General features: G+C 64.6%; 19 protein-coding genes. 7 read left to right on the plus strand and 12 right to left on the minus strand.

The window, feature by feature from the left end; all coding sequences use genetic code 11:
• Positions 1–2: 2 nt before the first annotated feature.
• Both AB4099_RS07555 and AB4099_RS07560 read right to left on the minus strand, forming a co-directional pair.
• A complete protein-coding gene (locus AB4099_RS07555) occupies positions 3–3,347 on the minus strand; it encodes a helicase-related protein (protein ID WP_441477691.1) in 3,345 nt (1,114 codons plus the stop codon).
• Positions 3,348–3,934: 587 nt separating this feature from the next.
• Positions 3,935–4,768 (minus strand): DUF3108 domain-containing protein, encoded by an 834-nt coding sequence (locus AB4099_RS07560; protein ID WP_441477561.1) that lies wholly within the window; start codon positions 4,766–4,768, stop codon positions 3,935–3,937.
• A gap of 265 nt (positions 4,769–5,033) precedes the next feature.
• On the opposite strand from AB4099_RS07560, the gene rpmB reads away from it, so the two are divergent.
• Entirely contained in the window at positions 5,034–5,321 is a 288-nt protein-coding gene (gene rpmB, locus AB4099_RS07565) for a 50S ribosomal protein L28 (protein ID WP_113516050.1), read from the plus strand.
• 167 nt (positions 5,322–5,488) lie between these two features.
• Here the strand turns inward: rpmB and AB4099_RS07570 are convergent, their stop codons facing one another.
• From AB4099_RS07570 to AB4099_RS07600, 7 genes are all read right to left on the minus strand, one after another.
• Entirely contained in the window at positions 5,489–6,496 is a 1,008-nt protein-coding gene (locus AB4099_RS07570) for an esterase-like activity of phytase family protein (RefSeq protein ID WP_441477562.1), read from the minus strand.
• Complete coding sequence (cobT, locus tag AB4099_RS07575; protein WP_441477563.1) at positions 6,493–8,391, minus strand: cobaltochelatase subunit CobT; 1,899 nt, start codon at positions 8,389–8,391, stop codon at positions 6,493–6,495. Before cobT ends, AB4099_RS07570 begins: the two co-directional genes overlap by 4 nt.
• Positions 8,392–8,416: 25 nt before the next feature.
• The gene (locus AB4099_RS07580; protein WP_441477564.1) at positions 8,417–8,773 is read right to left on the minus strand and encodes a GFA family protein; all 357 of its coding nucleotides are present in this window, start codon (positions 8,771–8,773) and stop codon (positions 8,417–8,419) included.
• Positions 8,774–8,786: 13 nt separating this feature from the next.
• Entirely contained in the window at positions 8,787–9,770 is a 984-nt protein-coding gene (gene cobS / locus AB4099_RS07585) for a cobaltochelatase subunit CobS (RefSeq protein WP_069878864.1), read from the minus strand.
• A 171-nt stretch (positions 9,771–9,941) separates the two neighbouring features.
• On the minus strand, positions 9,942–11,090 hold the full coding sequence (locus AB4099_RS07590) for a glycosyltransferase family protein (protein ID WP_441477565.1): 1,149 nt from the start codon (positions 11,088–11,090) through the stop codon (positions 9,942–9,944).
• Positions 11,087–12,343: a glycosyltransferase gene (locus AB4099_RS07595; protein ID WP_441477566.1), complete on the minus strand. Its 1,257-nt coding sequence runs from the start codon at positions 12,341–12,343 to the stop codon at positions 11,087–11,089. The genes AB4099_RS07590 and AB4099_RS07595 overlap by 4 nt, the downstream gene beginning before the upstream one ends.
• A complete protein-coding gene (locus tag AB4099_RS07600; RefSeq protein ID WP_441477567.1) occupies positions 12,340–13,002 on the minus strand; it encodes a class I SAM-dependent methyltransferase in 663 nt (220 codons plus the stop codon). The genes AB4099_RS07595 and AB4099_RS07600 overlap by 4 nt, the downstream gene beginning before the upstream one ends.
• A gap of 84 nt (positions 13,003–13,086) precedes the next feature.
• Here AB4099_RS07600 and AB4099_RS07605 point away from each other — a divergent pair, with 84 nt between their 5' ends.
• Entirely contained in the window at positions 13,087–13,632 is a 546-nt protein-coding gene (locus AB4099_RS07605; protein WP_441477568.1) for a hypothetical protein, read from the plus strand.
• A gap of 3 nt (positions 13,633–13,635) precedes the next feature.
• On the opposite strand, the gene AB4099_RS07610 is transcribed toward AB4099_RS07605, so the two are convergent.
• The 3 genes from AB4099_RS07610 to AB4099_RS07620 are packed head-to-tail and all read right to left on the minus strand — an operon-like array spanning position 13,636 to position 18,690.
• A complete protein-coding gene (locus tag AB4099_RS07610) occupies positions 13,636–15,489 on the minus strand; it encodes an adenylate/guanylate cyclase domain-containing protein (protein WP_441477569.1) in 1,854 nt (617 codons plus the stop codon).
• 16 nt (positions 15,490–15,505) lie between these two features.
• Positions 15,506–15,955: a cyclic nucleotide-binding domain-containing protein gene (locus tag AB4099_RS07615; RefSeq protein WP_113516041.1), complete on the minus strand. Its 450-nt coding sequence runs from the start codon at positions 15,953–15,955 to the stop codon at positions 15,506–15,508.
• Complete coding sequence (locus AB4099_RS07620) at positions 15,952–18,690, minus strand: ABC transporter transmembrane domain-containing protein (RefSeq protein ID WP_441477570.1); 2,739 nt, start codon at positions 18,688–18,690, stop codon at positions 15,952–15,954. The genes AB4099_RS07615 and AB4099_RS07620 overlap by 4 nt, the downstream gene beginning before the upstream one ends.
• Positions 18,691–18,849: 159 nt before the next feature.
• Between AB4099_RS07620 and AB4099_RS07625 the strand changes: the two genes are divergently transcribed.
• From AB4099_RS07625 to AB4099_RS07645, 5 genes are all read left to right on the plus strand, one after another.
• Positions 18,850–19,824 carry a polysaccharide lyase gene (locus AB4099_RS07625; protein ID WP_441477571.1) on the plus strand — a complete coding sequence of 325 codons (975 nt, stop codon included), beginning with the start codon at positions 18,850–18,852 and terminating at the stop codon, positions 19,822–19,824.
• Positions 19,825–19,925: 101 nt separating this feature from the next.
• Entirely contained in the window at positions 19,926–21,806 is a 1,881-nt protein-coding gene (locus tag AB4099_RS07630) for an ABC transporter ATP-binding protein (RefSeq protein WP_441477572.1), read from the plus strand.
• Positions 21,806–23,764, plus strand: coding sequence for an ABC transporter substrate-binding protein (locus AB4099_RS07635; protein ID WP_441477573.1), 1,959 nt, complete (start codon positions 21,806–21,808; stop codon positions 23,762–23,764). Before AB4099_RS07630 ends, AB4099_RS07635 begins: the two co-directional genes overlap by 1 nt.
• A gap of 6 nt (positions 23,765–23,770) precedes the next feature.
• Complete coding sequence (locus AB4099_RS07640) at positions 23,771–24,769, plus strand: ABC transporter permease (protein ID WP_441477692.1); 999 nt, start codon at positions 23,771–23,773, stop codon at positions 24,767–24,769.
• Complete coding sequence (locus AB4099_RS07645; RefSeq protein ID WP_441477574.1) at positions 24,766–25,941, plus strand: ABC transporter permease; 1,176 nt, start codon at positions 24,766–24,768, stop codon at positions 25,939–25,941. Before AB4099_RS07640 ends, AB4099_RS07645 begins: the two co-directional genes overlap by 4 nt.
• Positions 25,942–26,005: the final 64 nt, after the last annotated feature.

A 26,005-nucleotide genomic window follows, 5' to 3' on the forward strand; every position in this document is an offset into this window, starting at 1 on the left:
GGTCAGTTCTTGCGCCCGCCGCCCTCGAGCTGGGCCTTGAGCGCCGCAAGCTTGGCAAACGGCGAATCCGGATCAGGCTCGCGCTCGACCGGGCGCGGCTTTGATGCCTGCTGGAAGCGCTCGCTGCCCCGCTCCTCGCGGCGTGGACCGCCAGGGCGTCCATCACGCTTGAAGTCCGGGCGCGGGCCACGCCCCTGCTCTGGACGGCCATTGCGCTGCGGCCGGCCATTGCGCTTCTGATCCCCGTCGCGCGGCTGCGCATCCTGCCGGCCGGCATCGCCTTGAGACGCGTTGGCGGCAGCCGGACGGCTACGATCGCCTTGGCGGCGACGCTCGTCGGGCCGGCCGTCACGGCTCGGGCGCTCACCACGGCCTGCGCCAGGCTGACGCTCGCCCTGAGCGCCATCGCGGCGACCGCGCCCGGCATGCTCCGGCCTGCGCCCGCCCTGGTGACGATGCGGCCGCCAGACCTCGATTTCCTGCACCTCGGTCGCAGCAACGACGTCAGCTGCAGCCTCGGAGGCAACGGTCTCCGACGCAACGGTCTCAAGGGCCAGTGTCTCGGACACAGGTGTCTCGTCGGCAGGTGCCGGCAGAGCAGACATGGCATCGGCTGGCACCGGATGCGCGGCCTGCTCGAGCTCGGTCTCCACCGCAATCGGGGCGTCGGCCGTTTCAGGCGCGGCAGCCTCCAGCGAGGCAGCCTCGGCGGTCTCGATGTCAGCGGTAGCCATGGGCTCGTCGACAACACCGGCGCCGGCCTCATCGGCCCCGACCGTCGCAACGGCCTCGTGCCCAGCTGGAACGTCCGTTGTGTCCGCCGTCGGTGCCTCAGCGACCGGAGCGGCAGCCGCGACCGGTGGCTGCGCCAGCGGCACTGTGATCGCCGGTCCCGGACGCTTGGCCGAGACATAGCCGAGGGAGCGCAGGATCGAGGCGAAATCCTCGCCCGCACAACCGACCAGCGAGGTCATGGCACCGGTCACGACAAAACCGTCCTGATCGGCCGCGCCGGTGGGCGGCTGGCCCTGGGTCAGGCCCGGGCGATAGGCGATAGCTGGCCGGATCAGGTCAGCAAGCCGCTCGAGGATATCGACACGCACGGCGCGCTCGCCGCAGACGCGATAGCCGGCAGCGCGATAGAGGCCCTTCGGCACCGCCTTGTCGACGGCAAAGGATGTCCGGCCCGAGGCTGCGAGATGGGCAATATCGTCGAGGCCAGACGTATCGGGTCCGCCATGCTTCAGCGCCCAGAGCTGGGCCGCCAGCGCGCGCGGCGCCGGCTTCAGCAGGGCGGGGACGTATAGATGAAAGGCTCCGAAGCGGATGCCGAGCTGACGGAGTGCCGCGCGGCCCTCCTGATCCAGCGTCTTCATCTCCTCGCCAACCTTGGCGCGCTCCAGCACGCCCAGCGACTCCCCGGCCTGATAGGCGATGCCGCGCGCGATGCCGGTGACATTCTCGGCATTCTCGAGCAACTGCAACGCACCAAGCAGACGGGCGATGTGGTTCTTCAGCCAGAGAGTGAGGCGCGCGTCGACCTGCTCACGCGCCGGTCCGGTCAGGTGCTCCTCGACCAGCAAGCGCAGGCGCGGCTCCAGAACCTTGTCGCCGGCGACAAGCCGCGCGACCGGCTCACCGATCCAGCGCACCAGCCCGTCATGCGAAAGCACGAAGGCATCATCAGCCGCGAGTACGACACGCGCGGCGCGCGCCTCGATCTCGCTGGCAAGCGCCTTCATCGCGGCCATGTTCAAGGCTTTCGCCTCGGGCCCGCCAGCCTTGGGATCCGCCGTGAAGCGAAATCCCTGAAGCATCCCGACATGCTGTCCCTCGACGAGCACGTCGCCCGTCGTGGTGACCTCAGCCTCCAACATTGCATTCTCCCGCAAACGACGCATCAGCACGCTCGTGCGCCGATCGACGAAACGGCTGGCTAGCCGCTCGTGCAAAGCGTCCGACAGTTTGTCCTCTACAAGACGCGCCACCCCCTGCCAATGCTCTGGATCAGGTAACCAGTCAGGACGGTTTGCGACATAGGTCCAAGTTCGGACCTGCGCAATGCGGGCTGACAGCGTGTCGATCTCGCCATCGGTCCGGTCAAGCGCATCGAGTTGGGCACGATACCAGTCCGGATCGAGCCGTCCGTGGCGCATCAGGCGAAGATACAGCGTGGTGGCGAGATCAGCATGCTGCATCGGCGCGATCTTGCGATAATCCGGCAGGCCACACACCTCCCAGAGCCGCTCGACTGCTGCACGGCCCTGCGCCAGCGGCCTGACATCGGCATCGCGGGCCAGAACCTCCAGCGTCGTCATGTCCTCCGCGATTAGCGCACGGGTCAGCCCCTGCTCCGTTGGCTGGACGTTCAGGCTGGCGATCAGCCCGTCGACGGAGCGCAGATCGAGATCGGAATTGCGCCATTGCAGCTGCCGCACCGATTCAAAACGGTGATTCTCGATCGCCTCGACCAGTTCGGCGTCAAAGGGCGGACAACGCCCGCTCGTGCCAAAGGTGCCGTCGCGCAGATGGCGGCCGGCGCGCCCGGCAACCTGGCCGAACTCCGCGGGGTTCAGCTTGCGGAAATGATGACCGTCGAATTTCCGGTCCGACGCGAAGGCGATGTGATCGACATCGAGATTGAGACCCATGCCGATCGCGTCGGTCGCAACGAGATAATCGACGTCGCCCGACTGGTAGATCTCAACCTGGGCATTGCGCGTGCGCGGCGAGAGCGCGCCGAGCACCACGGCCGCCCCGCCCTTCTGCCGACGGATCAGTTCGGCGATCGCATAAACCTCCTCGACGGAGAAAGCGACGATCGCACTGCGTCGTGGCAGGCGGGTGATCTTCTTGTCGCCGGCAAATGTGAGTTGCGACAGGCGTGGGCGCGTGACGACGTTCACGCCGGGAATGAGCTGCTCGATCAGCGGCTTCATGGTACCCGCGCCGATCAGCATCGTCTCGGCCCGGCCGCGGCGGTTCAGCAGGCGGTCGGTGAAGACATGACCGCGATCGAGATCGGCAGCGAGCTGGATCTCGTCAATCGCGACGAAATCAACGGCGAGATCGCGCGGCATGGCCTCAACGGTGCAGACCCAGAAGCGGGGCCGCTGCGGCTTGATCTTTTCCTCGCCGGTGACCAGCGCCACCGCCTCGGGGCCGACCTTATCGACCACGCGACCATAGACCTCGCGCGCCAGCAGGCGCAGCGGCAGGCCAATCATTCCGGTCGGGTGCGCCACCATCCGCTCGATCGCCAGATGCGTCTTACCGGTATTGGTGGGCCCGAGAACTGCTGTGACACCCTGCGCACGAACCGAGGGCGGAAGAGAGCGTGCTGAAATCAAGACGCGACCGATCGTTTCCTTTGGGCCCTTGCCGGTAGCAGACACCGAGGAAAGCGTCCTACCTTGGCACAAGCTGGAGCGCCGAAATTAAGCTGCGGAACGAGTCCTGAACGAAGCAAGCCCGAATCGCTGACTCCGACAGAATCGGGTTTCGTTCACGGCAAGATATCGCGGGGACGGCCGCGCGTACCACCATATCTGGAATCGTGACACGAGCTTGATCCACTCATTTTCGCGACCAGCGTAAACGGCCGGGCGCCGACAGTGCTCCGCGCTATTTATGTCGTGCTCACGGCGAAACGAGGGGCAGCCTCATGTTTTCTGCCGACGCAACAGCGCGGGATCGGTGTGAACCACCGCCCCAGCGCGGTGCGGGCAAGGCCAGCCCGGCTCGAAGATGTCCAACCACGCGGCACTTCATGCCGCGACCTATCCAAAACCGCTGCTCTGCGGCGATCCAGGGGCGCCGGTTTTCCTGCCGAGGCGGCACATCTCGCCGCGCGCCTGCTCGGTTGCCATTTGATCAATTGCGGCGCCGGCGCGCGGCGAGATGCGGGAGAAGCAGCCCGGCGCGACCGAGCCGCTCAGTTCTGCCGCGCGGCCGTGGTGGTGGTCGGATCGACCTTGAAGCTCGATGCCTCGATCACCGCCGTCCCGATCATGGTCTTCACCGAGATGCGGATCGGCACCATCACATTGGTGCCGTTGACGGGGGCGAGCCAGGTGTTGATCTCGCGATTCTCGGTCATGAACTTGGTGCTCGGCCGCAGGGCCCGATGCCCTGCGATCGGCACATAACGCGCCTGGCAGATCGTGACCGGGCCGCTATAGCCCTCGAGCTTCACCTGGCGCGAACCGGAATAGCTCAGCTTGATGTCATAGCGCGCGGCGCCGTCGAAGATCGGCAGCGTCCGGTTACAGGCGGCACCGTTCCCGCCCTTGCCCTCCACAGGCATCAGGAAGGCACTGATCGGATCAACCACATTGCGCTTGTGGCTCTCGTTGAGCGGCACACGATCGGGCTTGTCGTCGATCGGCGGCGCAATATCCACGGCCTGCACCGTGCCACCGTCGAGGGCCATGCGCACGGTACGGCTCTCGCTTGAGTTCGCCGACGAAACAGCGAAGGTTGCAGGCGACAGGCGCCCGCCATGAAGATTGCCGGTTGCCGCCCCTGAGCCGCGTCCGCCCGTGAAACTGCCGACCAGACCCGTCATCTTGGCCACGATATCGAGCTTGTAGCTGCTGCCGTCGATGCCGCCGCTGAGATGGGCGGTGCCGAGCGTCAGGCCGAGCAGGGAGACATCATATTTGGCCTCCAACGAGGCAGCCGCCGCTGACGACGCCCCGATGCCGGAGGCCAGGGCCAGCGCAGCAAGACCAAGTCCGGCCAGGGACGACGCGATGGCGGGCTTCATCCAACTCCTCCGGACGGGCATGCTTCGCACCGGCATGCACTGCGAATCGGTCCGAATCGTGACCCCTTTTGCAAAGTTTGGCGAGTGGCAATGCCGCCACGCCGCCGCCGCCCCGATCGTGCTATGGAATCTGTCGCGGTCCTTGACGCCGCAGCCGGGCTTGGCTATAGACCCGCGACTTCAATTTGACTTCCGGTGCTCGTGGGCCGGCACGTCGCGTGTCGGCATTTTTGTTTGAGACAACCGGTTCCAAGGGAACGATATCATGGCTCGCCGTTGCGAACTGACCGGGAAAGCCACCCTCACCGGGCACCTCGTCAGCCACTCGAACCGCAAGACGAAGACCGTCTTCCGGCCGAACCTCGTCAATGTCACGCTCCGTTCGGACGCGCTTGGCCGCTCCGTGCGCCTGCGGGTCTCGGCGAACGCCCTGCGTACGGTCGATCACCGTGGCGGACTTGACGCTTTCCTGGTCAAGGAGCCGGCAGGCAACCTCTCGACCGGCGCACTCACGCTGAAGCGTGACATCGAGAAGAAGCTCGCGACCAACTGAGCGCGCGGTTTCTTCACGGAATGAATGAAGCGGCCGAAAGGCCGCTTTTTTCGTTTGCATAGAAGGCGAGTGGTCAGCCCTGTATCGTCTGTTCACGGTGCTTGGTCGCCGGCACATTCAGGACTCGTGCTCGCCGCAAGCGCGAACATGACGTTACGCGGGCCCCCTTACCCCAACTCGAACTCCAGCAGCACGGTGCGCTGCAGGAAGGAAAAATTGTCGTCCGAGATCAGGGTCAGAACCGTCTTGCCCTGCTCCTGATGGACGCAAAGCCCTTCCATATTGTCGATTTCCTGGCCGAGATCGGCCTCGATCAGGGAGGGGCCATCGAGCATCGCACCTGGCCGGAGGCTTGCGCCGGGAACGCGGCGAATGCGCATGCCGACACCACGCAGAGGCTTGTACCAGCGCTCCAGCAGCAGCATGTCGCCGCCGGGCAGGAAGGCCAGATCGGTGATGTCGAAGCCGCCATGGCGCCGTACCTGAAACAGGCCGGGCTGCCGCCCCCCGATGATCACGCCGAGCGTCGGTTCGTCCTCCCCGCCCGAGCGCTCGGCAATGGCAACGACCGCGCCCGCAAGCGGTTGCCCGGCCGGAACAACACCAATCGCCTCCAGCCCGCGATTGCTCGGCAGGCGCTTCACCTCGCGCGGGACCGGGACGATGCGCGCACGCGCCTCGACACCGTCCCGCGACCAATCGAAACGCAGGACGTCATGCGTCCGCTCGACGCCGATATAGGCGACGCCATCGGCGATCGTGAGGCTCTCCGTATCGAAATAGCGCGAACGATGCAGCGGGCGCCCGGAAGCGCCGAGGATTGGTCCGAGTTCGGCCTGCTCGAAGCGCACGATCCGCCCCTTCTCCGAGACAGTCTTCGTCGTCAGCCAGAAACCGTTATCGGTGATCGCAACCAGATCGACGCCGTTGCGTGAGCGCCAGAGGCCGGAAAATCCGCCGAAGCGCGGATGGTCGCCGCGCAACACCAGCCCGCCCCGGAAATTGAGCTGACCGAAGCGGCTCTTGCCGGGATTGCGCGGCTCGAAAGCATCGAAGCCGCGCACGCTGATGGTGAGCTCTCTACGGCCCGGCTCGATGCTCTGAGCCTGAGCGGCAGGCAAGCCGAAGCTGGCGGCGCCCAGCCCCAGGAGAACGCCGCGTCTGGTCAGCCTCATTGCATGCGACGAGAAACCGGGGCCTTGCCAGCGGTGGGACCGTCCTCCTCGAAGAGCTCGGCCAGCTTCTCCGTCATCACCCCGCCGAGTTCCTCCGCATCGACGATGGTGACGGCGCGGCGATAATAACGCGTCACGTCATGGCCGATGCCGATGGCGATCAGTTCGACCGGCGAGCGCGTCTCGATCTCGGCGATGATATGGCGCAGATGCCGCTCGAGGTAATTGCCGGCATTCACCGACAGCGTCGAATCGTCGACCGGCGCTCCATCCGAGATCACCATGAGGATCTTGCGCTGCTCGGGCCGCGCGAGCAGCCGCTTATGCGCCCAGTCCAGCGCCTCGCCGTCGATATTCTCCTTGAGCAGGCCCTCGCGCATCATCAGCCCGAGATTCTTGCGAGCCCGGCGCCAGGGAGCATCCGCCGCCTTGTAGATGATGTGCCTGAGATCGTTCAGCCGGCCCGGATTGGGCGGCTTGCCGGATTGCAGCCAGGCCTCGCGAGACAACCCGCCCTTCCAGGCGCGCGTGGTGAAGCCGAGCAGCTCGACCTTGACGCCGCAGCGCTCCAGCGTCCGCGCCAGGATGTCGGCGCAGGTCGCGGCAACCGTGATCGGCCGACCGCGCATCGAGCCGGAATTGTCGATCAGCAGCGTCACGACCGTATCGCGGAAATTCGTGTCCGATTCCTGCCGGAAGGAGAGCGGCTGGAACGGGTCGATGATGATCCGCGGCAAGCGCGAAGGATCAAGCGAGCCTTCTTCCAGATCGAACTGCCAGGACCGGTTCTGCTGCGCCATCAGGCGACGCTGCAGCCGGTTGGCAAGCCGTGCCACCACGCCCTGGAGATGAGCGAGCTGCTTGTCGAGATAGGCCCGCAGTCGGGTCAGTTCCTCGGCATCGCAGAGTTCCTCGGCGGTGACCGTCTCGTCGAACTTGACGGTGTAGGGCTTGTAGTCCGTTTGCGGCCGGTCGTTCTGGCGGCCCTCGCGGGGGCGCGGCGCCTCGCCCGCCTCCTCGGATTCGGAGGAATCATCCTCCTCGTCCCAGTCGCCGGCCGGAGCATCGGTGGCTTCCGACGCCCCCTCCTGCAGTTCGTCGGTCGCATCCTCGCTGACCTCGACCTCCGAACGCTCGCCACCGCTTTCCTGCTCGGCCTCGCCATCCTGCTGCTGCTGATCTTCGGAGGACTGGTCCTGGTTGTCCTCGTCCTCTTCCTCGTCCTGGCCCTGCGAACTCTGCTCGGCCATGTCGAGGGACGCCAGCATATCGCGCACCGTCCGTGAAAAGGCGCGCTGATCCTCGACCGACTGCGACAACCGGTCGAGATCGGCGCCGGCCTTCGCCTCGATCACGTCGCGCCAGAGATCGACGATCTTGGTCGCGGCCTGCGGCGGCTTCAGCCCCGTCAGGCGCTCACGCACCATCAATGCGAGAGCGTCTTCCAGCGGGGCGTCGGCCCGATCGGAGATTTCCTCGTAGCGGCCACCGCGATGGTAGCGATCTTCCAGCATGGCGGTGATATTGCCGGCCATGCCGCTCATCCGGCGCGAGCCGACGCATTCGACCCGGGCCTGCTCGACGGCGTCGAAGACAGCACGCGCCGCATCGCCCTCCGGTGCGGCACGGCGGTGGATCGAGGCGTCATGACAGGCGAGCCTGAGTGCCATCGAATCCGAGTGGCCGCGCAGGATCGCGACATCCTGGATCGTCAGCTTGCGCGGCGGCTCGGGCAGGCGAGCGCGTTCGCCAACCAGCGACGGCTTGTCCGCCGCGAAGACGATTTCCATCTCGGGCTTGCGCGCGATCGCCTTCATCGCACCGGAAATGGCGCGCTTCAGCGGCTCTGCTGGTGCTTCCTTGGGCTGACCGGGCTTACGATTGGAGATGGACAAGGCGGAGCCGTCCTTTGACTTGATGCTAGCGCGAGCGCCCGTCGAACATCGTCGACTCGAGTTCGGCGGGCTCGACACCCTCGAGGCAGCGGACATTCACCGCGGCCATCGGCGTGCCGTCCGGCATCGAGCCGCGAGCGAAGGATTCGATGCCGCAGGTTTCGCAGAACAGGTGCTGGATCTTCTGCGTGTGGAAACGGTATTCGGTCAGCGCATCCTCGCCCTTTTCAAGGGTGAAGGCCGTCGCCGGCGAAAAGGTCAGGATCGAGCCGCGACGCTGGCAATAGGAGCAATTGCAGGTGATCGTCCGGTCGAGACTGGCCTCGACCGTGAATCCGACTCGCCCGCAATGGCAGCTCCCCTGATAGCGCGCGCTCGCCATAACCCGCTTCCCCTCAGCTCAGAACGACGTTGACCGCGCTCTCCGGCAATTCCTTGCCGAAGGAGCGCTGGAAGAACTCCGCCACCAGAGTGCGCTCCATCTCGTCGCACTTGTTCAGGAACGTCACCCGGAAGGCGAAACCGATATCGCCGAAGATCGCGGCATTCTCAGCCCAGGTAATGACCGTGCGCGGGCTCATGACGGTCGAGAGATCGCCGTTCATGAAGGCGTTTCGGGTCAGGTCGGCGACGCGGACCATCTTGTTGACGATGTCCTTGCCCTCGGGCGAGGCCTGATAGTGCTTCGACTTGGCGAGCACGATCGCGACTTCATTGTCGTGCGGCAGGTAGTTCAGCGTGGTCACGATCGACCAGCGGTCCATCTGGCCCTGGTTGATCTGCTGGGTGCCGTGATAGAGGCCCGACGTGTCGCCGAGGCCGACCGTGTTCGCCGTCGCGAACATCCGGAAGGCGGGGTGAGGACGGATGACGCGCTTCTGATCGAGCAGCGTCAGCTTGCCGGACTGCTCCAGCACGCGCTGGATCACGAACATCACGTCCGGACGACCGGCGTCGTACTCGTCAAAGACGAGCGCGATATTGTTCTGCAGCGCCCAGGGCAGGATGCCGTCCTGGAACTCGGTGATCTGCTTGCCTTCCTTCAGCACGATCGCGTCCTTGCCGACGAGATCAAGCCGCGAGACGTGGCTGTCGAGGTTAACGCGCACGCAAGGCCAGTTGAGGCGGGCCGCGACCTGTTCGATATGGGTCGATTTGCCGGTGCCGTGATAGCCCGAGATCATGACGCGTCGATTATGCGCAAAGCCCGCGAGAATCGCGATCGTGGTGTCCCGGTCAAATCGGTAGTCGACGTCGAGATCGGGCACATGGGCGTCAGCCTGCGAGTAGGCCGGCACTTCGAGATCGGAGTCGATCCCAAAAGTCTGGCGCACCGACAGCTTCATATCGGGAAGGCCCTGGGCAATCGTCGTCGTCATTGTCTTGTCTCCGGGCGCAGAACAGTGCCGGGCGAACCACCGGTTGTCCCACTGCCGACCGAAAGGGGAGGCGTACCAAACCTAATTAGTGCGAAAGCGTCGGAGCGGCAATTCGCAAACCGCCGCAACGGCAATACGCAGGAGGCATGTCACAAAAGACATGGCGAGCGCTCAGGCGCGTTCGGCCAGCAGCTTAGCAATGACCGCGACGGAGGTTTCGGCCCCTGCCCTGTCGATCGTGAGCGGTGGGGCCGCACCGGCCCCCAGCATCTCCGTCACCGCTTCCTCCAACCCGATCGGTGTCAGCGAATCAGGTCCGGACAGGCGCAGACAGCGTGCGAGGCCCGCACGCTCCATCGCCTCGGCGCGGACCGCCTGCTCGGTCTCGTTTCCGGCATCGAAGGGCACCACGATGGCCGGCCGCCCGGCGCGGACCAGATCGAGCACCGTGTTGTAGCCGGCCTGGCTGATCGAAAGCGCACATCCTGCAAGCAGTCCTGGGAAATCCGGTCTCGCACGTTCTACGCGGACATGCGCCGGGACCTTGCCCTCCAGCTCGGCGAATTCTGCTGCGCCAATCCCCTGACCGCCAAGTATACGCCAGCGCCTGCGATTGCCCATCCGCGTCGCAGTCGCGATGACAAGCTCGAACAACGGCAAGGCTGCAGCCGAACCACCTCCGGACACCACGATCTCGCCCGGCTCCAAGGGAGCGGCGCGTTCCTCAGGCCCTGTCAGGTAACCGGTGTAGCGCAGCTTTCGCGCCAGCTCTGGCGCTACCGGCCAGGACCGCTCCAGCGGCAGGAAGGCTGGATCGCCATGGACGAGGACCGCGTCGAAATGTGTCGCGATGCGCTCTTCGGCCTCACGGATGCGATCGCCGCGCGGCGTCACCAGGACATCCCGCACCGAGGACAGAACCAGAGTCCTTGGATTGGCCGCCCTCGCCACGCCGATCAGGCCGAGAAATTCATCGGCCAATTGTCGGCGTCCAAACGGAAAATGCTCGGTGATGACGACATCGGGCCGGTGCTGCGCCGTGAGATCGGAGAGCATCCCCCGGCGCGAGGCGCGATAATCCTGCGAAACCGGGTTCCCCTCAGGATCGAGCAGATTCCGGAAGTCGACGCCCTCGACCCTGACCGGCGGCAACTGGGCGAAGGTGAACGGACCGTCCGGGACGGATCGTTGGGCGGCCCCGCCACTGACCAGCATGGTTTCGAATCCGGCAGCCCCAAGGGCACGCGCAAGATGTGTGGCCCTGACAAGATGACCGCTGCCGAGCAGGTGTGTGACGGCGATCAGAGCGCGGGGCGTCATGATCGCCGCCGGTTCGCCGCTTTCAGCAGCATCGCCTGGACGCGATCGAGTCCCGCCGCTGCCGAGAAAGCCTGCGCCAGTCTCTGGAAGGCGGCCTGTCCAAGGGCTGCGCGCCGCATGGGGGATGACGCCAGATCAGCCAATTGCCGCGCCAGTGCCACCCGATCGCCCGGCGCGACGAGCACACCTTCGACGCCTTCGCGTACGAACTCGGGAATGCCTGCGAAATCGGTCGCAACGATCGGCAGGGCCTGGCTGGCGGCCTCCATCACGACATTGGGCAGACCATCGCGATCACCATCGCCCGCCTGCCTCGAGGGCAATACGAAGAGATCCGCCTCGCGCAGGGCCGCGATCACCTCCTGCTGCGCCTTCGGCCCCGCCCAGGTCACCCGCTGCGCCAGTCCGAGTTCTGCCGACAACGCCTTCAACGCAGCGAGCCTTTCGCCGCCGCCGATATGGGTCAGCCGCCAGTGCAATTCTGCCGGCAGCGCCGCCAGAGCGCCGAGCAGATCGTCAAAACCCTTCTTCTCCACCGCCCGGCCTATCGTGATGAAACGCACCGGATCGGCGGGGTCGCGACCATCGCGCATGGCCCGCGCAACCGGAGGCGCGGGAAACCGCGCCAGGTCGAGCCCGTGATAGAGCAGAGCGACCTTGTCGGTACGATCCGCAAGCCGGATCAGCTCCGCATGCCCATCACGGGTGCAGGTGACGCCCCAGGCCGCGTCGGCGATCTTTTCGCGCTTCTCCCAGTCCGGGGTCGTCCAGATATCCTTGGCATGGGCAGAAAAGGACCAGCTCAAACCGCGCAGCAGCGCCGCGTAACGGATCACCGAGGCCGGCGTGTGCAGATAATGAACGTGCAGATGGTCAATGCTATCAGGGAGTTCCCGCGCCATCACGCAGGCCTGACCGAAGCGGCGCACCCTGTTGCGCGTCGGATCACGGGCAAGATCGCGCAGGAAGACCGGCAGGAGCCGAAGGAATCCTGGCCGGAGCAGAGCCCGCCCGATGCCGCGCAGCACACGGCCCGGCTCGTCATGCAGATATTCCGGCAGGTAGGTCACGGGCGCCGTGATCTGCTTGTGCATGAGGTGGCGCGCGCCATCCGTCGGCTGACGCAGCGACCAGATCGAGAAGGGCAGCCCGCGCTGCTGCAGGCCCAGCAATTCCTGCGCGATGAACGTCTCCGACAGGCGCGGATAGCCCTTCATCGCAATCGCGATCCGCGGCTGCTTCGCCTCGCTCATCGCCGGCCGATCAGCATGAAGCGCGTATAGTTCTTGCTCGGCAGCGCACCGGAGAAATGGATCTCGGACAGTCCGACCTGCTCCTTGAACGCTTCAAGGCTGGCGACGCAGCTCTTGTGGTCCGGCTCGCGATAATAATCGTTCGACTGCAGCAGCACCGGCAGGCCGGGCGGCAGCGACGCGACCCAGCCGGGCACATCGGAAAGATGCTCGCAGCTCGTGTTGATCACCAGGCCTGGCTGCTCCCGCTCGCTCGTGAAATCGAGCTGCATCATATCGGCGGTGACAGCGCTGAAGCGCTCCTTGGCGACATGGCGGCGGTTCAGGCGTTGGGCGATCTCCGCACAAGCGGGATCGCGGTCGAGGCTGACGACCTTGTCGAGGTCGAGTCGCGGATCGTCCAGCAGCAGAGCCCCGAGCACGCCGTACCAGGCCCCGAGCACCCAGACCGGCCCGTCGGGACGCGGCAAGGTCTCCGCCAGCGCGTCGACCAGCCAGCGCTTGGACGCGATCTGCTTGTGGTTGAAGGCGATCCAGAGTTCTGGCGGCATCCCCTGCCCGATCAGCCGCGCCAGATCGGCCACGACCCTGTTTCCAGTCAGGGCTGCGACACCGCGCAGAATGTCGTAGAAGGCGTCCGAAGGCGTGTCGGTTGTCATGCCGTATCGCGAAGGGGTGGGATGAATTCGGCCGGACCATATGCAAGCCCGGATATAAAGGCCAGTCACGAGAATGACGGCGCAATGGCCCCTTCGGGGACCTTGCTGCCCCATCTTGCCGGCCCCGGCGCCTGCTTGAGGCAGGTCCTCGCCGCGCATGCGGTGCGGCACTGCCCGCATATCGTGGAGATCGGTGGCGCCGGGCTGCCAATCACGGGCTTTCTCACGCATTCCCCGCAATCGGTGACGGTGATCGACCCGAAGATCCCGGCTTTCAAAGCAGGCATGCTGAACGGTAAGCCCTGCACGGTCCTGCATCAGGCCGCCAAGCTTCAGGCCATCGCGCTTGCCCCGCCGAAACCCTATGCGCTGGTACTGCTCGGCCTGTCGCTGAAGCCCTTCGGGGGAGCGGCGGCAACCGCGCCCGAACTGCTCGCCCTCGCGGAGGCAGCTGAAACCCTTGTGATCGACTACGCGCTCGATCTGGAACGCGCCCTCGGCCAGATCGGCGCGATCACGGCGACACGGCCGGCTCCGCCTCTCATCGATCTCGCCATGACCATCGACGATCCGGCATTGCGCAGCGCCGGATATGACCGCCGCCGCTTCCTGGTCTATGGCCCGCTCTGAGCTTCAGACGTCCTGATTTTCGGGCTTCTGGTCAGCCTGTGTCTTGGGGCGCCGTCCAGCTGGTTTCGCGGGGATGGGCGTCTCCGTGGGCGCCCGCCGCTCCCCATTGCCAGCATCCTGCGTCGCGCCTTGCGCGGCCACTGCGCCGGCGTCCACCGCGTCAGCCTCATCTGCAGCATCGATGCGCGGCGTCCTGGCGAAGCCATAGGCCGCCATCGGCGCATCCCGGCCCTTGATCATCACCTTCAGGGGAACGGCTTCCGCAAAACTCCGGCCGGTCACTGCAACAGTCGTCTCCGAAACCACGATATCGGCGAGAACACGCCGTGTCGCGGCCTCGAACTGGCTCGCGATCGCCACCGTCTCGCCGACCGTGATCTCATGCCGACCGAGGCTGTCATTCTCGACCGCGCCGACCACAGCCTGGCCGGTATGGATGCCGATGCCGATCCGCAGCGGCAGCGGCAGGGCCGCGCTGAACTCACGATTCAGGGCGTCGACCGCCCGCACGATGTCGCCAGCAGCCGCGATCGAAGCCAGCGCCGCCTTGGCCGGGCTGGCTTCCAGGCCGAACACCGCCATGAAGCCATCGCCATAGAGAGCATCGATGCGCCCACCATGAGCGATGATCGCCTGAGCCATCTCGTCGAAGAAGCGATTGAGCAATCCGATCAGCTCATGCGGCAATTGCCGCTCCGACAGCGCCGAGAAAGCGCGCAAATCGGCCACCATCACGGTCAGGCCGCGCCGGGCAATGGAACTATCCAGTTCGACGGCTCGTATGGCCGATCCCAGTTTGGATGCGAGCAGCAACTGCACCTGCAGGTCGTCGCGCGGTCGGATCTGGCAGGCGAGGCGGACACGCGGCGGCGCCGAAATCCGCCGGAGCAGCTTCGCCTCGTTCGGCCCTGGCGCCGGAAGCTCATCCGCACCATCGAGGACCAGCACGCGGCAGGTGGCACAGCGCGCGCGCCCACCGCAAAGCGCCGCATGGGGAATATTGAAGCGCCGGAACAGCTCGAGCACGGTTGGTCCGGGCACGACCTTGCGCACGCCATGGCCGACGAAGCGCACCGTGATCGCACGGGTCGTCCGCACCCGGAACTCACGGAAGGCAACGAAGATCGCGAAGGCGCCGACGAGCCCGAAGAAGCTGCTCTTCACCCACATTTCGTGCCAGTTGGACATGGCCGAGCGGGCGTCGCTGCGTGCCTCCGGCGGCAGGGCCATTTGCACCGCCTCGCGCGCAGCGACGGAGAAGCCGATCAGGGCAAGAACCGGAATCAGGATCGCGACCAGAAGAAAGGGATCGCGCCATCGCGCGTAGCTATCCCGGCTGCGCAGGATGAAGTGCAGCCCGATCATGCCATGCGTCCAGACCAGGAGCAGGAGCAGAGACTGCGCCAAGGCGTGCCCGGGCCAGAGCCGTCGCAGCACCGCGTGGTAGCTCTCGTCGATATGGAAATAATGCCCGATGATCCGGGTGCTGACGATATGGTCGACGAGAAGCAGGGGGATGGCGAGGCCCAGAGCGATCTGCAGGATTTCGCGCACCGGCATGCGGAAAGTCCGGCGCTGCGCGACCCGCACCAGGGCAAAGAGCGGGTGAACGATCAGAGCGCCATAGAGCGCGACGGTTCCCGGCCAGGAATGCCAGATTGCGTAACGCCATTCCTGCACCTGCTCCATCGCCGCGAGACCGGCGATCCCCACGGCATGGTTGAGGAAATGGGTCGTTGCGAAGGCGAGCAGGATGAACCCTGACACCAGGCGAATATCCCGGCTCCAGGACGAAACCTGGTTCATGCCGGCATCGAATCCAGGCGAACGCTTCGTGCCGGTCTGCGGCAGACTCATGAGCTTTCCCGTGTCCTCAATGGACCTTCTCGCTATGCAGGACGTAATTGGCCAGTCGGTACAGGCGCGAGGCCAGATCACGGGACAGCGCAACGCTGAAATCGGGGACGGTGCCGAGCAGTTCGAAGAACAGATCCTTCGGCAGACGCAGCGCGCAGACTTCGGTCTTGGCGACAGCTTCGCCGAGATAGGCCTGGTCGCTCAGCATCGGCACGTCGCCGAAGATGCTTCCCGTCTCGAACTGGAAGCGCTTGGCGGGGCGTTCACCCTCCATGTGGAGGAGCTCCACCTCCCCCTCCAGGATAAAGTAGACGCCTTGCGGCCTCTCTCCTTCCCGGATGATGACGGTCCCCGGCTCGAAATGCAGGCGTTCACCCATCAAGGCCACAAGCTTGAGCCGTGGCGCCGGCAGGCTGCGAAAGAGCGGTATGCACCGCAGGCAGGCGATATCGCTCTCGAGCGTCATTGTCGCACCTCTACCCCCTCGGCGACCCGCAATGGAGGCGAAACGGTTCGATGTTCCGTTTCGTCCTCGCCATCGCTGTCGCCGTCTTCAATCACGCCGAAGGATCCGTTGAACACGAGCCTCGGCGAAATGTCTCTGGCGAGACTACCATCACCAAGAAGTAGAAACAGTGTCATCCCGGCACAATGCTTGCGCAAGCGGCTGATGATTTCGTCACCCTTGTTCGTCGTGGCAAGCAGCGCGCTCGGATCGAGAATCGCGATCTGCGGCACCTTGATCAAGGCTTGGGCGAGCGGGATCGCGAGCCGGATCCGGGCCGGCAAGTAGCGACCGCGCAACCCGCAATCGGTGTTCAGTCCGACGCGATAGAGCGAGCCGTCCAGACCTGCGCGAGACAGCGCCGTTCGCATGATGTCGGCAACCTTGCGGCCGGCATCGCTGATGCCGAAACCGATACGCCCAAACAGGAGATTGTCGCGGATGCTGGCACCATCCATGACGCGCTCGGGGTCATAGAAATCGACCGAATTGGCAGCATCCGCCGGCAAATGGGCCTTGAAACTTGCCCGCGCACGCAAAATCCGCCGCCGCAGGGCGTCATCGAGCAAGTTGAGGCGGTGCTTCGGCTCGATATAGCCGAGCGCGAGCGCCATCAGGTTTCGCTCCGTTTCCGGATCGAGCGGGCTGCGCATATCGTGCTTGGCCAGAACGGAGGCCAGGCCCTTGAGCATCTCGAAGTCGAAGTTCGTGCCAAAGGAATATCTTTCGAACAAGGCATGGCCGGCCGGCAGTCCCTCGAAGATCTCGACCACCGTCGAGACGATGCGCGCCCCCACTTCGACGAGCGGCTCGATCAGCGCTTCGGCCTGCATCAGGGCGCGCGCATAGGGCTCCGCCAGCAGGGTATCATTCGCGAAACGCGCGCCCTTGCGCGCCCCGAATATCAGATTCTCCGCAATGGTCGCGTTGGCATTGTAGCGTTTGGGATCGAATGTCTCGACCAGTCCGGCAAGCTTGCTCTTGGACAGTTCCGCCGCCACGACCTTGCGGGCTTCGGTGATCCTGTCGATGATCGACTGGTCGAGCGGCAGGACGACCTTGCCGTCCAGTCCGAGTTCGTAGACGTCCTCGTCGCAGCCAAGGACCTCCAGAATCCGCTGGATATGCGCTTCAAGCTCGGCGGCGTCGGCGAGCCCCACCCCTTCATAGTCGGTCCAGTCGGCAGCAAACGAGAAGGGCGTATTGCCGGAACGGACCGCTTCCATCAGCCGCCTGTGCTCTTGCGGCGTGATCGGTTCCTTTGGCTTCAGGCTCGGCCGCCGGCGCCTGAGGGGCAGCAGGATGTTGTCGCGCAATGTGCCGTTGATGATCTCGACCTCCTGACCGGCATAACCGATCAGATGGCTTGCCTTCTCGACCGAAAATCGCGAGAGGCTGATCCTGTCGATCAGGACCCGTCCCGAATAGGACATGATCTGCCGTCCGAGGATGCGGCCGAAGACGTCGCGCGCGCCCCCGGGCGGCCCGATGACGGCAACGACGCTGGGACGGGGCACCTGAAACGACAAGGGCGACAGCAGCGGCTGGCCGCGGTTATCGAGCATCTGGACACTGTCGAGCCTGATCTCGCCCTTGTCGGGCAGGTTCGAACAATCCTCCTCCTCGTCGAGCACCATCGTCTCGTCAGGGTTGAACTGGCCGACGACCTGTTCGTACTTGATGGTGACGTCGTTGCGCTGCTGATCCCAGTCGATCAGTTCCTTGATCGGCGGCGGCAAATCGCGATAGGCCGCGATGACGGCAACGAGCTGGCCGATATCAAGCCGGCCCTGCAGGGCGAAATAGCCCCCGACTGCGTAGAAGAAGAATGGCGTGATCTGCGCCAGCAGGTTGTTGAGGAACTTGACCGCGAATTTGCGCTTGTAGAGCGCGTAGCGGATGTCGAAGAGGTTGCCGAGACGTCCGGCAATATCCGACTGCATGTAATTGGTGACACCATGCCCCTGGATGGTCGGACCAGCATCGACGATCTCGCCGATCCGCCCCGCAAGCAGACGCGATGCGATCTGCCGTTCGCGGCCAAGCCGCAACTGCTCCCGGCGCAGGATCGGAATGATGATCGCCTGGGCGATGACGATGACCAGTGCGATCGAGCCCAGCCAGACGCTTTGCACCATGATGAAGACGAGCGCCGTCAACGCCTGGCTGAGCAGGAAGACCGGCTGGATGAAGGCATCGCCGACGAAGCCACCGACCGGCTCGACCTCGTCCTTGATCATGCTCGCCACTTCGGCCGGCTTGACGGACCTGATGTCCTCCGGCTGGAAGCGCATGAGCTGGCTGAACAGGTCATAACGCATGCGCCTCAGCATACGTTCGCCGAGGATGCCCTTGCGCACGTTGATCACGTACTTGAAGACGCCGTTGATCAGCACCAGTACAAGGAAATAGAAGCTCAGGCCGAAAAGCAGCCCGAGTTGGCCGACCTGGAAGCCATCGAAGAGATGAATACTGCCGCCACCGAGCATCTCCGGCCAGTGCAGCGTGATGTCCATCAGCGTGGTGCTGGTATTGCCGTCCTTGAAGGCTCCGCCCTGGATCGCATCGTTGACGATGCGCTTTGGCACGACAAACGAGACCCAGTTGAATGGAATCGAGGCAAGGATGATCAGCAGGACGACGATCTGTTCGCCACGGCTCTTCTGCCAGATGTAACGAAAGAGGTTCGTCTCCAAGGGACGTCCTGTCTGGCGGACCGGATGGTGCACCGCTTATTGAGTTTCGCGTCATATGTGTGTCAGTCACGGCGCTTGCGCAATGTCGCAATGCGGCATGCCCACGGCTTGCTTGGCCCCCGGCCGCATGTTTCGATCACAATGCGCGGAGGGACAAGGATGCGGCTGAGAGGTGTCGGACGCCGGTTGGCGGGGATTGTCCTGCTCGCGCTGGCAACGCCGTCATTTGTTGCGGCCCAGGACGGATCTTCGCTGCTCCTCAGGGATGGCTTCGGTGCCGGGCGCTTCGCGCCCGAAGGCGGCCTCTACTACAAGGACAATGCCGAACAGCGCGCCGGGCAGGTGACATTTCAGGAGAAAGCCACCCCGGATGGCAGAGGTGCGCTGACCCTGTCGGTCAAGCCGCTCTGCGCGAAGGGCGCGCGCAACTGCAGCGAAAGGGCCGAGGTCTGGGAGAAGCCCGAGGTCCTGGCAAGCTACGATCAGACGGTCTGGCACGGCTTCGCCATACGCCTCGACGATCCCGTGCCGCAAGACGATGCCCGCTATGTCATGGCGCAGTGGAAGCGCCAGATCACGCCCGGAGCAGACGGAGATTATTCGCCCTTTCTGGCGCTCAGGCTGTTTCAGGGGCGGCTTGGTGTCACCGTAGAGACCGACATGATCGAGGTCTTTCCGATCGGCGGCGCAGAACGCCCAGACGGCTGCCTCCCCGGAGAGGCCCTGGCCGTGAACCGTCGTGTCGCGCGGCAGACCCGCGCACTGGTTGCGCTCGAGACCGGCGGCACGCGGGCCGACTATCCCGCCTATTTCAATGCCTGCGCGCCAGCAATCCAGGTGACCCATCACGCCGGGCTGCCGCCTGCTCGCGCGGGCTGGATCGACTTCGTCTTTCGCTCAAGCCCCGGCCCGCAGGGCAACGGCCATGTCGAGATCGTGGCGAACGGCCGACACGTCGCCACGATCAAAGGCCCGATCGGCCATCGCGGTCCAGGCCTCGGAAAGAAGCAGTATTTCAAGTTCGGACCTTACCGCGCCGCCAACGAGGGCTCGTGGAGCGTAAGTTACGACGATTTCCGGCGCGGGCCGCGTTGCGCGGATGTCATCCGGAACGGGCAATGTCCGCCGGAATGAGCGCGCGCAAGACAGAGATTGGCAAGACGCAACTTTCCACGTCTAGTGCCAGGGGACCCGGTGACCCGGGAGTGAATACGGGGTTCAGGCGTTAGCAGCTCATGGATATCTTGCGGATCAGCGATTTGCGGATCGGCTTCACGGTGCACGGGTTCGCCCGGGATGTCGTGAAGGGGGTCAGTCTGCGTGTCCCCGCGGGGAAGACTGTTGCCCTTGTCGGCGAGTCCGGATCCGGCAAATCGGTGATCTCGCAGGCGATCATGGGGCTCCTGCCCCGCGCGGGCGCCGTCACCGGCGGCGAGATCCTGTTTCGCGATCCGCTCGACCGGGGCACCGTGATCGACATTGCGGGCCTGACCGCCGAAGGCGAGGAGATTCGCGCGCTGCGCGGCGGCCGTATCGGCATGATCTTCCAGGAGCCGATGTCCTCGCTCTCACCGGTGCACACCATCGGCAACCAGATCGAGGAAGCCCTGCAATTGCATCGCCCGACCGATGATGCTTCGGCACGCCGGCAGATCGAGACGATGCTTCGGCGCGTCGGCTTCAAGGACCCGGTGCGCGCCTACGGCTATTACCCGTTCGAGCTTTCCGGCGGCCTGCGTCAGCGCGCCATGCTCGCTATGGCCCTGATCTGCCAGCCTGCCCTGCTGATCGCGGACGAGCCGACCACTGCTCTCGACGTCACCATCCAGGCCCAGGTGCTCGACCTGATGCGAGATCTCCAGGCCGAGATGGGCATGGCGATCCTGCTCATCACCCATGATCTCGGCGTCGTTGCCAACATGGCCGACGAAGTCGTGGTGATCTATCACGGCGAGATCATGGAAAGCGGTCCTGTCGAGGATATCTTCCGACGTCCGCGACACCCGTATCTCAAAGCGCTGCTGAAAGCCTCGCCGCATTTCGACATGCAGGAGGGCGAGCGGCTGGTCGCATTGCGCGAGGCACGTGCCCAGCCTGCGGCAACGCCGCATGCCGCCCCGCCCATCTCCCGGCCTGCCAATGCGCCGCCCTTGCTGAGCGTGCGCCAGTTGCGCAAGACCTACACCACTGGCTCGCGCGGGTTCTTCAGCAAGGGCACCCAGGCGACGGTGCTTGCGGTCGACGATGTCGGGTTCGACATCGCACGCGGCGAATGTCTTGGCCTCGTCGGCGAGAGCGGCTGCGGCAAGACGACCGTCAGCAAGATCATCATGCGCGCGATCACGCCCGATGCCGGGGCGGTCACCTTCAATGACGGGTTCGGCCCGACAGACGTCCTCTCCCTGCAGGGCGAGGAGCTGCGGCGGTTTCGTCAGCGAGTCCAGATGATCTTCCAGGACCCGGTCTCGTCTCTGTCGCCGCGCATGACCGTCATGAACATCCTGCGCGAGCCGCTGGTGATTCACGAGCGCGGTGACGGCGCCGAGCAGACGGCCCGCGTGCGCAGCCTGATGGAGAGCGTCGGGCTCGATCCGCGCTTCCTCAGCCGCTACCCGCATTCCTTCTCCGGCGGCCAGCGCCAGCGCATCGGCATCGCGCGCGCGCTCGCGCTCGATCCGGACCTGATCGTTTGCGACGAGCCGGTATCTGCCCTCGATGTCTCGGTGCAGGCGCAGATCCTCAACCTGCTCAAGGACCTGCAGGCCGAGCGCGGCCTCACCTTCCTGTTCATTTCGCACAATCTCGCCGTGGTGAATTATATGGCAGACCGCATCGCGGTCATGGCCAATGGCCACATCGTCGAACTCGCGCCGCGTCACGCGCTCTTTGCCTCACCCGCGCACCCCTATACGAAAGCCCTGCTGCGCTCGGTCCCCTTCGCCGATCTCGACCGCAAGCTCGATTTCAAACTTGTCGCGCCCGGGGGTGCCTCCGATTACAGCCATTGGGCGCCGGCCTTCAGACCGGAACCCGGCGTCAGCCTCGAGCCGCTATCCCTGGGCGAAGGCCACTATGTCCTGGCCCGTCCGGAAGCGAACCACAGGGAGTTGGTCTGATGACATCCCGCCGGCAGCATCCCACACGCCGTACCGCTCTCCTGCTCGGTGCCGGCGCCCTTGCCGCTCAGGGTCTGCCGCGCGGAGCGCTCGCCCGCGAACCCAACCCGATGGATTTCATCGACAGCCCATACTGGGCGGAGAAGGTGGCGGCTGGCACCATGCCGGTGATCGCGCTTCGCCTGCCGGAAGACCCTCGCGTGATCGATGTGTCCGGCCCCGACCGGTTTCCCGGGCGGCATGGCGGCACGATGCGCATGCTGATGGGCGACCAGCGCGACATCAGGATGATGACGCTCTACGGCTATACCCGGCTCCTCGTCTATGACGATAATCTCGAGCTCGCCCCGGATGTCCTGGAGGCTGTCGAGGTCAAGGATGGACGCATCTTCACCCTCAGGCTGCGGCGGGGGCATCGCTGGTCTGACGGCAGCCCCTTCACCACCGAGGATTTCCGCTACTGGTGGGAAGACTTCGCCAATAACCGGCGGCTCTCTCCGGGCGGACCACCCCAGGCGATGCTCGCGGGCGGCGAGAAGCCCATCTTCGAAGTGCTGAGCGAGACCGAGGTCCGCTACAGCTGGAACAAGCCGAACCCGATCTTCCTGCCGTCGCTCGCCGACGCTCAACCGACCTATATCTTCATGCCTTCGGGCTATCTGAAGCAGTTCCACGAGCGCTATGCCGACAAGATCACGCTCTATGCCCGCGTCAAGGCGGCGCGCGTCAAGGACTGGGGCTCGCTGCACGAGCGGTTCTCACGCATGTACAGGCCCGAGAATCCCGATCTGCCGACGCTCGACCCCTGGCGCAATCTGACATCGCTGCCCGCCGAGCAGTTCGCTTTCCAGCGCAACCCCTATTTCCACCGCGTCGACCAGGCCGGGCGGCAGTTGCCCTATGTCGACGAAGTGACGATCACGATTGGCACGAATTCGCTGATCCCCGCCAAGACCGCAGCCGGCGAGAGCGACCTCCAGGCGCGCTATCTCCGTTTCGACAACTACACCTTCCTGAAAGACGCCTCGAAGCGGATGAATTTCGACGTCAGGCTCTGGAAGCGGGCCGAAGGCTCCTGGTTTGCGCTGATGCCGAACCTGAATGCCATCGATCCGATCTGGCGCGATCTCAATCGCGATGTCCGTTACCGCCGCGCCCTCTCCGTCGCGATCAATCGCAAGGACATCAACCAGGTGATCTTCTTTGGCCTTGCCAAGGAAAGCGGCAATACGGCACTGCCCGAGAGCCCACTTTATGACGCAACCAACGCCAATTTGTGGATGCAAGCTGACCGGGCGCTTGCCAACCGCCTGCTCGACGAGATCGGCCTGACCAAACGTGCCCCGGACGGCATACGGCTCCTTCCCAATGGCCAGCGCCTTGAATTTACCGTGGAAACCGCCGGCGAGAGCACCGAAGAGACGGACATCCTCGACCTGATCAAACAGGATCTGCAGGAGGTCGGGATCAAGATCTACCCTCGCTCGACCCAGCGCGACGTCTTTCGCCGCCGCATCCTGGCCGGCCAGACCGTGATGTCGGCCTGGGCGGGCATGGACAACGCGCTGGTCGCGGCCGAAATGGAGCCCGATGCGCTCGCCCCGACGTCGTCGATGCAGTTCAACTGGCCACGTTGGGGCCAGTTCCTGGAAAGCGGGGGCCGCGAAGGCGAAGAGCCTGACCTGCCCGCGGCGCAGGAGCTGGTCAGGCTCTACCAGGCCTGGCGCAGCAGCGTGACCCATGATGAGCGCAGAACGATCTGGCGCGCGATGCTGAGGATCAATGCCGAGCAGCTCTTCACGATCGGCGTGGTCAACGGCACGCTCCAGCCGGTCGTCGTCTCGCGCAATCTGCGCAACGTGCCCGAAAAGGGCCTGTACAGCTTCGAGCCAGGTGCCTTTTTTGGTCGCTATATGCCCGATACTTTCTGGTTCGACGATGCTCAGGTGAAGAGCTGACCGATGCTGCTGAAATATATCCTCAAGCGCATCCTGCTGATGGTGCCGACGCTGCTGGTGACCAGCGCGTTGATCTTCACCGTCATCAACCTGCCCGAGGGCGACTATTTCGAGACGCTTGCTGCCGAGATGCAGGCCCAGGGCGAGAAGGCCGATCTCAGCCGCATCGAGTTCCTGAAGACGGAATACGGTTTCGACAAGCCGCCGATCGAGCGCTATTTCCACTGGGTCACCGGGCTTATGCGCGGCGACATGGGTTATTCCTTCGAATATCAGCGCCCGGTGAGCGAGATCGTCGGGGACCGATTGCTGCTGACGATGATCGTTTCCTTCTTCACCATCATCTTCACCTGGGTCGTCGCCTTCCCGATCGGCATCTATTCCGCCACCCATCAGTACAGCTGGGGTGATTACGGCCTTACATTCCTCGGGTTGATCGGGCTTGCCGTGCCGCATTTCCTGCTGGCGCTGGTCTTCATGTATTTCGCCAATGTCTGGTTCGGCACCTCGATCGGAGGGCTCGTCGATCCACAATATCTCAACCAGCCGATGAGTTGGGCAAAGCTCCGCTCGGTGCTGGAGCATCTCTGGATCCCCGTCATCATCATCGGCGCCGGCGGCACCGCCGGCATGATCCGCGCCGTACGCGCCAACTTGCTCGACGAACTCCAGAAGCAGTACTACGTCACCGCCCGCGCCAAGGGGCTGCCGCCCGGCAAGGCGTTGCGCAAATATCCGCTGCGCATGTCGCTGAATTTCTTCATCTCCGATATCGGCGACATTCTGCCCTCGATCGTCTCCGGCGCGGAGATCGTCGCGATCGTGCTCTCGCTTCAGACGACCGGTCCGCTGCTGATCCGCGCCCTGCAGGCGCAGGACATGTACCTCGCTGGCTCCTTCCTGATGTTCCTCTCATTTCTCACCGTGATCGGGGTGCTGATCTCAGACATCGCGCTCGCGATCCTCGATCCGCGCATCCGCCTCCAGGGAGCGGCCACCAAGTGAAGCCCGCTCTCCCGCCAGACGGCGCGCCGCTGCTGCATACCGCCTCGACCGCGCCGTTCGAACCCTATGCCGTCGAACGCATGACGCCTGAGCAGGAGCGCGTCTACCTCGCGTCACAATGGCAGTTGATGTGGTGGAAATTCCGCAAGCATCGGCTGGCGGTGATCTCGGGCGTCTTCATCATCCTCATGTATCTGACGGTGATATTCGCCGAATTCCTGGCGCCCTATCATTACACCACCCGCAATACCGACTTCATCCGCGCCCCGCGGCAGGAGGTGCATCTCTTCCACGAAGGTCGCTTCCTCGGCCCCTTCGTCTATCCCTATACGCAGCGTCTCAACATGGAGAACCTGAAGCGCGAATACGATATCGACCGCAGCCGACCGCAGCCGATCCGCTTCTTCTGCCGGGGCGACGACTATGACTTCTGGCGCCTGGTACCTGGCAACCTCCACCTCGTCTGTCCCCCCAAGGACGGCACGCTGTTTCTCCTCGGCACCGATCGGCTCGGGCGCGACATGCTCTCGCGCATCATCTATGGCGGCCGAATCTCGCTCAGCATCGGCTTGCTTGGGGTCGGCGTCAGTTTCATCCTCGGCGTCATCATCGGCGGAATCGCCGGCTATTACGGCGGCAAGATCGATCTCTTCATCCAGCGCGTGATCGAAATCGTGCAGTCCCTGCCGCATATCCCGCTCTGGCTCGCGCTGGCCTCGATCATGCCGCCATCCTGGAGCCCGGTGCTGGTCTATTTCGGCATCACGATGATTCTCGGCCTGATGGACTGGACCGGTCTTGCCCGTGCGGTCCGCTCGAAGCTGCTCTCGCTACGCGAGGAAGACTATGTCGTGGCCGCCCAACTGATGGGCGCCAAGCCTGCGCGTATCATCGGCCTGCATCTCGTGCCGGGCTTCATGAGCCATCTCATCGCCTCGGCCACCATCACAGTGCCGAAAACGATCCTGGGCGAGACGGCGCTCAGCTTCCTCGGACTTGGGCTCAGGCCGCCGATCACCAGCTGGGGGGTGATGCTGAACGAGGCGCAGAACGTCAATGTGGTGGCGCTCTATCCCTGGTTGCTCTATCCGGTCGTTCCGGTGATCCTGATCATCCTGGCCTTCAACTTCCTTGGCGACGGCTTGCGCGATGCGGCCGATCCCTACCGCTGAGCGCGCCGCCACCTCCTGCTCGCGGACCTGACATCCTGTGCGGATCGCATTTCACACGCCGCTC

The organism is Allobosea sp. 2KB_26, assembly GCF_052115715.1.
In the GTDB taxonomy this organism is placed as follows: Bacteria; Pseudomonadota; Alphaproteobacteria; order Rhizobiales; family Beijerinckiaceae; genus Allobosea.